At 65.6% G+C, this 11,952-nt stretch carries 10 protein-coding genes; 4 read left to right on the top strand and 6 right to left on the bottom strand.

All coding sequences use genetic code 11. The features are described 5' to 3' along the window. Nucleotides 1–74: 74 nt before the first annotated feature. From AB4Y42_RS36660 to pcaC, 3 genes are read left to right on the top strand one after another with little or no spacing between them, the layout of a single operon-like run. A complete protein-coding gene (locus tag AB4Y42_RS36660) occupies nt 75–1,442 on the top strand; it encodes a 3-carboxy-cis,cis-muconate cycloisomerase (protein ID WP_368696929.1) in 1,368 nt (455 codons plus the stop codon). Nucleotides 1,443–1,471: 29 nt separating this feature from the next. Then, nucleotides 1,472–2,260 (top strand): 3-oxoadipate enol-lactonase, encoded by a 789-nt coding sequence (gene pcaD / locus AB4Y42_RS36655; protein ID WP_368696925.1) that lies wholly within the window; start codon nt 1,472–1,474, stop codon nt 2,258–2,260. Beyond that, entirely contained in the window at nt 2,260–2,649 is a 390-nt protein-coding gene (gene pcaC / locus AB4Y42_RS36650) for a 4-carboxymuconolactone decarboxylase (RefSeq protein ID WP_368696924.1), read from the top strand. The genes pcaD and pcaC overlap by 1 nt, the downstream gene beginning before the upstream one ends. Before the next feature lie 37 nt (nt 2,650–2,686). Here the strand turns inward: pcaC and AB4Y42_RS36645 are convergent, their stop codons facing one another. The 3 genes from AB4Y42_RS36645 to AB4Y42_RS36635 form a co-directional block, all read right to left on the bottom strand. After that, complete coding sequence (locus AB4Y42_RS36645; RefSeq protein ID WP_368696923.1) at nt 2,687–3,754, bottom strand: NAD(P)/FAD-dependent oxidoreductase; 1,068 nt, start codon at nt 3,752–3,754, stop codon at nt 2,687–2,689. A 44-nt stretch (nt 3,755–3,798) separates the two neighbouring features. Next, complete coding sequence (locus tag AB4Y42_RS36640; RefSeq protein ID WP_368686733.1) at nt 3,799–4,047, bottom strand: hypothetical protein; 249 nt, start codon at nt 4,045–4,047, stop codon at nt 3,799–3,801. Nucleotides 4,048–4,273: 226 nt separating this feature from the next. Next, nucleotides 4,274–5,602, bottom strand: a complete 1,329-nt coding sequence (locus tag AB4Y42_RS36635; protein WP_368696922.1) for an aspartate aminotransferase family protein — start codon at nt 5,600–5,602, stop codon at nt 4,274–4,276. Between the two features lie 172 nt (nt 5,603–5,774). Here AB4Y42_RS36635 and AB4Y42_RS36630 point away from each other — a divergent pair, with 172 nt between their 5' ends. Beyond that, entirely contained in the window at nt 5,775–7,178 is a 1,404-nt protein-coding gene (locus tag AB4Y42_RS36630; RefSeq protein ID WP_368696928.1) for a PLP-dependent aminotransferase family protein, read from the top strand. A gap of 18 nt (nt 7,179–7,196) precedes the next feature. On the opposite strand, the gene AB4Y42_RS36625 is transcribed toward AB4Y42_RS36630, so the two are convergent. The 3 genes from AB4Y42_RS36625 to AB4Y42_RS36615 form a co-directional block, all read right to left on the bottom strand. After that, nucleotides 7,197–9,572 carry a DNA polymerase II gene (locus tag AB4Y42_RS36625; protein ID WP_368696921.1) on the bottom strand — a complete coding sequence of 792 codons (2,376 nt, stop codon included), beginning with the start codon at nt 9,570–9,572 and terminating at the stop codon, nt 7,197–7,199. Nucleotides 9,573–9,644: 72 nt separating this feature from the next. Continuing rightward, entirely contained in the window at nt 9,645–10,262 is a 618-nt protein-coding gene (locus AB4Y42_RS36620; RefSeq protein WP_368696920.1) for a LysE family translocator, read from the bottom strand. 198 nt (nt 10,263–10,460) lie between these two features. Next, nucleotides 10,461–11,915, bottom strand: coding sequence for a DUF2252 domain-containing protein (locus tag AB4Y42_RS36615; RefSeq protein WP_368696919.1), 1,455 nt, complete (start codon nt 11,913–11,915; stop codon nt 10,461–10,463). Nucleotides 11,916–11,952 lie beyond the last annotated feature (37 nt).

The following is an 11,952-nucleotide window of genomic DNA, read 5'->3' as shown; positions in this document are numbered from 1 at the left end:
TTGGGTGGCGTGTGCCCGCGCCCGCTTCGTTCCGGCTGTCTCCGAACGCCCGCTTTTCCCACCCGCCACACTCCATGATTGAACGCCTCACGAGCCTGATCTGCGGGACCGAACCGATGAACGCGGTCTGGTCTCCCAATGCCACGCTGCAACGCATGCTAGACGTCGAAGCGGCGCTCGCGCGCGCCTCGGCGGCGCATGGCGTGATTCCGCAGTCGGCCGTGGCCGCGATCGTCGAAGCCTGTGCGGCGGATCAGCTCGACGCACCGGCGCTCGCACGCGACGCCGCGCTGGGCGGCAACCTGGCGATCCCGCTCGTCAAGCAGATCACCGCGCGCGTGAAGTCCGCCGACCCCGAAGCCGCCAAATACGTCCACTGGGGCGCCACGAGCCAGGACATCATCGACACGGCCACCGTGCTGCAGTTGCGCGACGCGCTCGCGCTGATCGAGCGCGGCATCGACGCGCTCTGCGCAACGCTGGCGGACCTCGCGCGCACGCATCGCGCGACGCCGGCGGTCGGGCGCACGTGGCTGCAGCAGGCGCTGCCCATCACGCTCGGATTGAAGTTCGCGCAATGGCTCGACGCGGTACTGCGCCATCGCGAACGCCTCATCGTGCTGCGCGAGCGCGCGCTCGTGCTGCAGTTCGGCGGCGCGGCGGGCACGCTCGCGAGCCTGCGCGACGCCGCCCCGGCGGTGAGCGCCGCGCTCGCGCAGGAACTCGGTCTCGCGTTGCCCGCCTTGCCCTGGCACACGCAGCGCGACCGCATTGCCGAAGCCGCGTCGTTCTTCGGCATGCTCATCGGCACGCTCGGCAAGATCGCGCGCGACATCTCCCTGCAGATGCAGACCGAAATCGGCGAGCTGGGCGAGCCGGCGGCCGCAGGCAAGGGCGGTTCCTCGACCATGCCGCACAAGCGCAATCCGGTGGGTTGCGCAGCCGTCCTGACGGCTGCCGCGCGCGCGCCGGGCCTCGTCGCGACGGTGTTCGCGGGCATGGTCCAGGAACACGAGCGCGCGCTCGGCGGCTGGCAAGCCGAGTGGGATGCGCTGCCCGATCTCGCGCGCCTCGCCGGCGGCGCGCTCGCGCAGATCGAACAGATCACGGCCGGACTCGAAGTGCGGCCCGAACGGCTCGCGGCGAATCTCGACATCACGCACGGCCTCATTCTCGGCGAAGCCGTGATGCTCGCGCTCGGCGACCGGATCGGGCGTCTGGACGCGCATCATCTCGTTGAGCGCGCATCGAAATCCGCGGTGCAAAGCGGCCGCACGCTGTACGAAGTCCTCGCGGCGGATCCCGCCGTGACGAGGCACCTGGACGAAGCGCGCCTCGAGGCGCTGCTCGATCCGGCCAATTACGTGGGGCAGGCGCACGCGTTCGTCGACGCGGTGCTCGCGTCGTATGAAGCGAAAGCCAAGCAGCGCACGTCCCATTGATCACAGAAGACACACGAGGAGTAACACGCATGCCTTACGCAGCCGTCAACGACACGCATTTGTTCTACCGCATCGACGGTGCGGAGAACCATTCGGCGCCATGGGTGGTTCTGTCGAATTCGCTCGGTAGCGACGTGTCGATGTGGACGCCGCAGATCGTCGAGTTCACGAAGCATTTCCGCGTGCTGCGCTACGACACGCGCGGCCACGGCCACTCGGCGGCGCCGCTGGGCCCGTACACCATCGAGCAGCTGACCGGCGACGTGATCGGCCTGATGGACCAGCTCGGCATCGAACGCGCGCATTTCGTCGGGGTTTCGATGGGCGGCCTGACCGGCGTCGGCCTCGGCGCGCGTTACGCCAACCGCATCGATCGTCTCGTGCTGTGCAATACGGCCGCGAAGATCGGCTCGCCGGAAGTGTGGGTGCCGCGTGCCGCGAAGGCTCGCAGCGAAGGCATGCTCGCGCTCGCCGAAGCGGTGCTGCCGCGCTGGTACACGCCGGAATTCATCGCGAACAATGCGCTGGTGATGTCGCAAGTGCGTGACGTGTTCGTGCATACCGACAAGGACGGTTACGCTTCGAACTGCGAAGCGATCAACGCCGCCGACCTGCGCGGCGAGGCGCCGTCGATCAAGGCGCGCACGCTCGTGATTTCGGGTACGCACGATCTGGCCGCGACGCCCGCACAAGGGCGCGAACTGGCCGAATCGGTGCCGGGCGCACGCTACGTCGAGCTGAACGCCGCGCACATCTCGAACGTCGAGTTGGCGGACGAGTACAACAAGATCGTGATCGATTTCCTGCTGGGGGCGTGATGAACGACGAAGACCGCTACGAAGCCGGCATGAGAGTGCGCCGCGCAGTGCTGGGCGACGCGCACGTCGATCGCTCGCTCGCCAACCGCACCGAAGTGACCGAGGAATTCCAGAACTTCATTTCGCGCTATGCATGGGGCGAGATCTGGACGCGTGATGGCTTGCCGCGCCACACGCGCAGCCTGCTGACGATCGCGATGATGGTCGCGCTCAACCGCAGCGAAGAACTTGCGCTGCATCTGCGCGCCGCGCGCAACAACGGCGTCACGCGCGACGAGATCAAGGAAGTGCTGCTGCAAACGGCGATTTACTGCGGCGTGCCGGCGGCGAACTCGGCGTTCCATCTCGCCGACCGCATCTTCCGCGAGCAGGACGCCGAGCAGGCCTGATCGCGCGGTGACAAAGCGCGGGGCGCTCGCCCCGCGTTCAGTCGAACACCGGCGACTCCACGCCGAGCACCTTGTGCAGGCGCGTGCTGGTCGTCGTGTACTGCAGATGGATTTTCTTCTCGGGAAACACATGATGCGCCGCGCCGAACGCAGCGAGCGCGGCTTCGTGAAAGCCGGAGAGAATCAGCTTCTTCTTGCCCGGATAAGTATTGATATCGCCGACGGCAAAGATGCGCGGCACGCTCGTTTCGAAGCGTGCCGTATCCACGGGCAACTGCTTGCGTTCTATTTCGAGGCCCCATTGCGCGATCGGCCCGAGTTGCGGCGACAAGCCGTAGAACACGAGCAGGTAGTCGAGATCCAGCGAGCGCGTGACGCCGTCGCCGCCCGTCACCTTGATGCGCTTGAGCTTGCCGCCTTCGTCGTCGAAGCCGGTCAGCTGGCCGACGATGGACTGCATGCGCCATTCCTCGCATAGCGCGTGCATCTTCGCGACCGTTGCCGGCGCGGCGCGATAGCCCTCGCGCCGGTGCAGCAGAATCACGCTCTGCGCGACGTCCACGAGCTGCAGCGCCCAGTCGAGCGCCGAATCCCCGCCGCCGCACACCACGACGTCCTTGTCGCGAAAGCGCTCGAGATCGCGCACGCGATAGAACAGTTGCGTGTCGCGGTAGCGCTCGATGCCGCTCAGCTTGAGCGTGCGCGGCTGAAACGAGCCCACGCCGGCCGCGATGAACACCGTCTTGGCGAGGAACTGCGTGCCCTTGCTCGTCTGCACGAAAAAGCGGCCGTCGGCGCGCGGCTCGACGATTTGCACTTCCTGGCCGAGATGGAACGTCGCGCCAAACGGCTCGATCTGCTGCATCAGCGCATCGACGAGCTGTTGCCCGGTGCACATCAGCACGGCCGGAATGTCGTAGATCGGCTTGTCAGGGTAAAGTTCGGCGCACTGGCCGCCCACCGCCGGCAGCGAATCGACCACGTGCGCGTGGATTTCCATCAGGCCCAGTTCGAACACCTGGAAAAGGCCCACCGGCCCGGCACCGATGATGAGCGCATCGGTTTCGATGAGCTGCGGCGGGAAGTGATCGTTGCGCTCGTTCATCGGCGAGCTCTCCTTGCAAGAGGCAGGGACAATGATCAAGACTACTATTCTTCTGGCTGCACGTCGGCTACGTAACGACGCAGGCAGGCGAGCAGCGCGGCTTCCTCGGCGCGGCTCGCTGCGTCGCTGGCCGAACCCGCGTCGCGCTCTTCGCCGAACATGGCCGCGGGCGCGGGGATCGTGTCGACCACTCGGCCGTCACGGAACATGCGGATTTGATGGGTCGCTTCCACATACTCGGCGATCCAGTGGACGCCCTCGATATGCGTGCCGATGCGGACTGGCATCTTCATGAGATTCCCTCCTGGCCAGCGCACGTCGGTCGATGCGCGCTCGCCGCAATCGCGTTTCTTATGGCGGATAGGGCAACGATACGCCGATGGCGCGCGCTGTGCTTGAACCCGGTCCTCGCGCGCCCACGGCCGAAAAAAGAAAAGGCGGCCCGAGCCCGGGCCGCCCTTGCGGCGGATTACCAAATGAAAGCAGGCGCGCGTAGACGTTAGCTCGCGCCTCGCAGTGTTACTGCACCGTGGCGAGCACGTCGCGCACCGTGCCGAACAGGCGTGCGATTTCCTCTTCGGTCACGATGAGCGGCGGCGAGAACGCGAGAATGTCGCCCGTGAAGCGGATCAGCACGCCCGCCTCGAAGCACTTCACGAACACCTCGTAAGCGCGCGCACCCGGCGCGCCGTCGCGCGAGTCGAGTTCGATGCCCGCGACGAGGCCGAGATTACGCACGTCCTTCACGTGCTTCTCGCCGCGCAGCGCATGCGCGGCGGCCTCGAACTTCGGCGCGAGCGCGCCGGCGCGCTCGAACAGGCCCTCGCGGCGATACAGGTCCTGCGTCGCGATCGCGGCGGCGGCCGCGAGCGGGTGCGCCGAATAGGTATAGCCGTGGAACAGCTCGATTGCGCCCTGCGCGCCGCTGTTCACGATCGTGTCGTGGACCGTGCGGCTCGCGGCCACGCCGCCCATCGGCACGGCGGCATTGTTGATCGCCTTGGCCATCGTGATGATGTCGGGCGTCACGCCGAAATACTCGCTGGCCGTGGCCTTGCCGAGGCGCCCGAAGCCCGTGATGACCTCGTCGAAAATCAGCAGGATGCCGTGCTTCGCGCAGATCTCGCGCAGACGCTGCAGATAGCCTTGCGGCGGAATCAGCACGCCGGTCGAGCCTGCCACGGGCTCGACGATCACGGCGGCGATGGTCGAGGCGTCGTGCAGCGCGACGATGCGCTCGAGGTCTTCAGCGAGATGGGCGCCCCAGGCCGGCTGGCCCTTCGAGAACGCGTTGTGCTCGAGATCATGCGTATGCGGCAGATGATCGACGGCCGGCAGCAGCTGGCCCGAAAACGCCTTGCGATTCGGCGCGATGCCGCCCACCGAGATGCCGCCGAAGCCCACGCCGTGATAACCGCGCTCGCGGCCGATCAGCTTGGTGCGCTGGCCTTCGCCGCGTGCGCGATGGTAGGCGAGCGCGATCTTCAGTGCGGTGTCGACCGACTCCGAGCCGGAATTGGTGAAGAACACCCGGTCGAGCCCGGCCGGCATGATTTCGGCGATCTTCTGGGCCGCTTCGAACGCGAGCGGGTGGCCCATCTGGAACGTGGGGGCGAAGTCGAGCGTACCGGCCTGCTGGGCGATGGCCGCGACGATTTCCTCGCGCGCATGGCCCGCGTTCACACACCAGAGGCCCGCGCTGCCGTCCAGCACTTCGCGGCCATCGGTCGTGCGGTAGTACATGCCTTTGGCCGATTCGAGCAGGCGCGGCGCGGCCTTGAACTGGCGATTGGCGGTGAAGGGCATCCAGAACGACGAGAGATCGTCGATGACGGGGCGCGAAGTCATGCGTGCTTCTCCTCAGGTGGGTTTGGCTCAACTGTAGCGCCGAGGCTTGAACGACGGCATAGACAGTCTCTATACTGATCTGCAAACCGTGCTGGACAATTCTCGCCAACTGTATTGGTCGGCGCGCAGAATCGTACGGGTTTTCCCTCGCACTATACGCTTGCTTTCCCCGATGATCGAACTCGAACTGGAGCGCGGCCGCGGCGTCACGACGACGCTTGTCGAGCAGCTCGTGCAAGGCTTCACGCGCGCGATTGAAGCGCAAACGCTGCGCGCCGGGGCGCTTTTGCCCTCGGTGCGCCAGCTCGCGCAATCGCACGAACTGTCGACCTATACAGTGACCGAGGCGTACAACCGTCTCGTGTCGATGGGCTTCGTCGTCGCGCGGCGCGGCTCGGGCTACCGCGTGGCGCCCCGCAACGGGTCGGCGCCGGCGAGCGCGGCGGGCTGGCAGCCGCCCACGCTGACGGCGACCTGGCTGCTCTCCGACGTGTTCGCCGATCATTCGGTGCCGATCAAGGCGGGCTGCGGCTGGGTGCCGGGCGAGTGGATCAACGAAAGCGGCCTGCAGCACGCCTTGCGCGCCATGAGCCGGGTGCCGGCCGTGCGGCTTGGCGACTACGGGCACCCGTACGGTTACGCGCCGCTGCGCGAGCGCATCGCGGCGCAACTGGACCGGCAGGGGCTGCCTGTCGAGGTGTCGAACGTCCTGCTCACGCAGGGCGCGACGCAGGGGCTCGATCTCATCGTGCGTACGCTGCTGCGGCCCGGCGACACGGTGCTCGTTGAAGACCCCGGCTACTGCAATCTGCTGCAGATTCTCAAGCTCGCGGGGCTCACGGTGCAGGGTGTGCCGCGCACGCCCGCCGGGCTCGACATCGAGGCGCTCGAGCGCCAGGTGGCGGCGCACCAGCCGAAGGCGATCTTCGTGAACACGACGCTGCAGAATCCCACCGGCGCGACGTATGCGATGTCCAATGCCTTCCGCTTGCTGCAGATCGCCGAGCGCCAGCGCATGTGGGTCGTCGAGGACGATGTGAGCCGCGAGCTTGCGCCGCCAGGCGCGCCGCTGCTCGCGGCGATGGAAGGCTTGCAGCGCGTGCTGTACGTCAGCGGTTTTTCGAAGACGGTCACGCCCTCGCTGCGTTGCGGCTATGTGGTCGCCGAGCGCGACGTGCTGCGCGAGCTGGCGCGCGCGAAGATGGCGGTGGGGCTCACCTCGTCGGCGACCATCGAGCGCATGGTCGACAAGGTCCTGCTCGAAGGGCGCCACGCGCGCCATGTCGAACTCGTGAACGAACGGCTGAAGGCCGCGCATGCCTGCGTGGAGGAGCGGCTCGACGCGCTGGGTCTCGAGATCTTCCACCGGCCGCGCGCGGGGCTGTTCGTCTGGGCGCGCCTTGCCGTCGAACCCGAACGGGCCGGCGCGATCGCCACGGCGGCGCTGCGCGACGGCATCTGGCTCGCGCCGGGCTCCTATTTCAGGCCCGACGACGAACCGAGCGCGTGGTTTCGCTTCAACGCGCCGTATTCGACGGACGATGCGCTGTGGCGGTTCATCGAGCGCGCACGCTAAGTGTGAGATGCCGCATGCCTAAAACAGACTCTGCTGCCCCGACATCAACGTATCGAAATCCTCGCGCAGGAAAGGCAGGATCGCGTCCGCAACCGGCTGTAGCTGGCGGCTCACATAGAACGCGTAATCGAGCGGCGAACTGAGCGTTTCGAGCGGCTCGGGCCCGGCCGTCGTCATCACGTAGCTGATCCAGCCGCCGTTCTGATACTGGAGCGGACGGCCTTTCGCGCGATTGAACTCGTCCGCGACGCGCGCCGCCCGCACGTGCGGCGGCACGTTGCGCTGGTACTCGACGAGCGGCCGCCGCAGGCGCTTGCGGTAGACGAGCTGGTCGTCCAGTTCGCCGTTGAGCGTGCGCCGCACATAGTCGCGGATGTAATCCACATAAGGCTCGCGCTGGAAAATGCGCCGGTACAGTTCGCGCTGGAATTCCTGCGCGAGCGGTGTCCAGTCGGTGCGCACGGTTTCGAGGCCCTTGAACACGACTTCTTCGCCGCCGTTCTTCGCGAGCGTGAGGCCGGCGTAGCGCTTTTTGCTGCCTTCTTCCGCGCCGCGCACCGTGGGCATGAGAAAGCGCGAGTAGTGGCGTTCGAACTGCAGCTCCAGAGCGCTTTGGAGACCGAAGCGTTCCTGCAGTTCGGTCTTCCACCAGGCATTGACGTGCTCGACCAGTTGCTTGCCGGTTCGCGTGGCGTCGGCTTCGCTGTGTGCGTGCTTGAGCCAGACGAAGGTCGAGTCGGTGTCGCCGTAGATCACGTCGTAGCCTTGCGCCTCGATGAGCTGACGGGTTCTGCGCATGATCTCGTGCCCGCGCATCGTGATCGAAGAGGCGAGGCGCGGGTCGAAGAAGCGGCAGCCGGTCGATCCGAGCACGCCGTAGAATGCGTTCATGATGATCTTGAGCGCCTGCGAAAGCGGGGCGTTGTGCTGCCGCTTCGCATGTTCGCGGCCCTCCCACACCTGGCGCACGATTTCCGGCAGACAGTGCTTCTCGCGGGAAAAGCGCGCGCCGAGAAAGCCGGGCACGGACGCTTCGTCGCTCGGGTCGCCCAGCCCCTCGATGAGCCCGACCGGATCGATCAGGAAGGTGCGGATGATCGAGGGGTAGAGGCTCTTGTAATCGAGCACGAGCACCGAATCGTAGATGCCGGGGCGCGAGTCCATGACGAAGCCGCCGGGGCTGTTTTCGCCCACCACGTCGCCGAGATTGGGCGCGACGTAGCCGAGCCGATGCATTTTCGGCAGATACAGATGCGTGAACGCGGCCACCGAGCCGCCGCTGCGATCCACGGGAAGCCCCGTGACCGATGCGCGTTCGAGCAGAAAGGCTATCAGTTCGGTTTTCTCGAAGACGCGCGTAACGAGCTCGCAGTCCTTGAGGTTGTAAATGGCCAGCGCGGGTTTGTCTTCGTCGAAGCGGCGCTGGATCTCGTCCATGCGCTGATACGGATTGTCGATCGACTTGCCCTCGCCGAGCAGCGCCTGGGCGACGTATTCGAGGCTGAACGACGGGAAGCTCCAGGTGGCCGAGCGCAGCGCCTCGATGCCGTCGATGATGAGGCGGCCCGCGGCGCCCGCGAAGAAATGATTCTCCCGCATGCCGTGCTCGCGCCACTCCATCACCTCGCCGCCGCGCCCAAGACGCAGGGGTACGCCGGTTTGCTGGGCGTGCGCGTGCAACACGCGCAGATCGAACTGCACGAGATTCCAGCCGATGATCGCGTCGGGATCGTGCTTCGCCATCCATGCGTTGAGGCGTTCGAGCATCTGCGCGCGGCTTGCGCAGTATTCGAAGTCGAAGTCGATCTGGCTCGCGTCGCCGTTTGCGGGACCGAGCATATAGACCTGGCGTTGTCCGCAGCCTTCGAGCGCAATGGAATAAAGCTCGCCCTGGGCGCTCGTTTCGATGTCGAGCGACACCAGTTTCAGCTGCGGGCGATAGCCGTTGGCGGGCTTCATCTCGCTGTCGAGCAGCACGCCGCTGTTATCCGGGCTACCCGCATCGCCGCGAAACAGCACGGGCGCCGTGATGAAGCGCTCCATCATGTAGCGCTCCGGCGGCTGGATATCGGCTTCGTAGACGTCGACGCCCGCTTTGGCGAGGCGCTTTGCGTGCCCGGCCAGGGCGCGATATTGCGGCGAGTAGAGCCCCAGCGCCGGGCGGCGCTGGAAGTCGCACAGATTGAGCGGGCGTAGCTCGGCGCGTGCGTCGCCCTTCAGCGCGGCGCGGGCCGCGGCTTCCTGGGCGGCCGGCACGAATGCGACAGAGGGCTGGGGGCGCAGGCGCAGCTGGCGCGGCCCCGCGTCGGTCGCGAGCCAGAAGTCGACCTCGGTGTGTTCGCCCGTATCGCGCCAATGGCGGGTGAGAATAAAACCCGCTTCAAACTCAGACAAAGTGTGACTCCGCCGCCCATGTTTCCCGCTTGCGATTGTAGCGTTTGAACGTGGGAAGGGCGGCGGGTCGTCTTAATGATGAAGCAAATGCGCGAACATCGGATACAGCGAAACGAGCAGCGATAGCGCCATGAAGACGTTGAAGGCACGCAGCCGGCGCGGATTCGACAGAAAGCGCCGCATGCTGGTGCCGAACGCGGCCCAGATACAGATGCAGGGCAGGCCGATCACATAGAACAGGAAGGCCATCGCCATCGTGTTGGTGCCGAAGTTCGTGGAAAGGCGGATCGTGGTGGCGGCCGTGAGCACCATCATCCACGCCTTGGGGTTGACCCACTGGAACGCGATGGCTTCGTGAAAGCGCATGGGCCGGTGCTCGCCGCTCTTCACCTTGATGTCGCCCGAGGTGCCGATTTTCCACGCGAGATACAGCAGGTACGCAATGCTCGCGACCTCCAGCACGGTATAGAGCGACGGGACGTGCCTGAACACCTGGCCAAGCCCGAAGCCCACCGAGAGCATGAGCACGACCACGCCCGCGCTGATGCCCAGAATGTGCGGCACCGTGCGACGAAAACCGAAGTTGACGCCGGACGCGAGCAACATCGTGTTATTGGGGCCGGGCGTGATGGTCGTGACCACGACGAAGAGCATGCCGGCGGGCAGCGCGCTGAGCATTTCGGGCAGCATGATGCGAGGAGCTCCGGAAAGAGAAAACAAAATCGACGGAACCAGTTTATCGACAGTGCTCGGTACAGTACCGGTACAGTTGTGCAGACGCTGAACGGTACGGATTGGGGGCGTGAAGGGGCTGAGTGGCATCGACGGAAGCGGCGCGCAGGCCGGAGCGGCGCGTCCCAACGTGCCGGACTGAACAGCGCCCGGACCCTATTGACGAATGACCTGAATGCGTCCCGCCTTGACTGCCGCTTTCAATACCGCCCAGTCTCTCTCGTTCTGTTCTGCGTAGGCGAGCGAGAATCGCACGATGGCTTCGTCGAACACCTCCGACTTGCCCGCATAGCCGCTGAGCAGCGCGGGATCGCCTGCCTTCGCCATCGAATGGGCCAACGCGTGGGCGCAGGAGACCGCATACTCGCCGAGATCTTCGACGTCGAAGGTCGTGAAGTCGAAGGCGCCCTTCATGTCGCGCAATTGCCTCACGTAGAAGTCGTTGCCGGTGTGGCGCATCTTCGACCACCCGAGGAAGATGTCACTGGCAGACTGCAGCAGACGCTGCCCGTTGACCACCCGTTGACCATGATTGGGATAGCGGCTCGGCGGCAGGTAGCCCTCCAGCACGGAAGCGCGCGCCTCCTTGAGCTGAAGGAAAAGCGGGCAATCGCCGTCGGCCATGAAAAGCGCCTCATAGCAACGCGTTCCGACCGAGCCGATGCCCACCACACGAATGGCGACATCCACCAGTTCATATCGGTCGAACAGGGCGCGCCTGTCGTCGGGAAGCGTCAGCCGGTAGTCGGCGAAGAAGCGCCGTACCATCGTGTTGTACTGCTTGCTGTCACTCGCGCTCTCCAGCGGTACGTGATACACGAGCGGCGGGACATCCTTGATCCGCAGCTTGCCGTTGATGACCTCGGTTGCATGAGTCAGCACGGTACGCGACGACTGTTGTCTTGCCTTTTCGATGACGGCCAGTTCCTTGTTCCTTTCTTCGACGGAATCGGCAATGGCCAGCATGCTCGCCGCCTTGAACTGGCAGTACCAGACGTCGAGCGTGTCCATGCGGCTGAAGTCGGCGAGCCGTTGGCGGAAGGTTGCGCACAACCGGCGCACGATGCGTTGCTGGTCACGCAAGGCAAAGCCGCGCTCGCGCGCAGCGATCACGAACGATGTCGCCAGTCTGCGTACGTCCCAGTCGAATGGTCCAGGCAGCGTCTCGTCGAAGTCGTTGGGGCCGAACAGAACGCGCCGCTCGGGGCTCGCGAACAGACCGAAGTTAGCCAGGTGTGCATCGCCACCCAGTTGCACGATCACGTTGGAATGCGGCAGCTTCGACAGATCGTGCGCCATGAGCGGCGCCGCACCGCGATAGAACGCGAACGGACTCGCGACCATGCGTCCATAACGGATGGGTATCAGTTCGACTACCCGCCCCACATTGGAAGCGTCGAGGAGTGCGATGGGATCGCGATCTGCAATCCGGCATTCGGCGAGCTTCTCGCGCGGCACTTCCTTGCGAGCCGTCTTGCCCCGTCTGACGCGATCGGCCAGCGATCCACGCCCCGCAAAGAGTGTGGATGGGTCTTCCTGCAGCGCCGGCGTACCCGGGTCAGCGAGATCTGCGCCGGGGGCGGCGCGCTTTGTTTTAGCGGAATCAGGCACGAGCACTCCTTTTGTCGATTCAAGACCGGATCGGACC

This window comes from Paraburkholderia sp. EG286B (assembly GCF_040965655.1).
Classification (GTDB): domain Bacteria; phylum Pseudomonadota; class Gammaproteobacteria; order Burkholderiales; family Burkholderiaceae; genus Paraburkholderia.
This window is presented reverse-complemented; position numbering and strand designations above follow the sequence as displayed.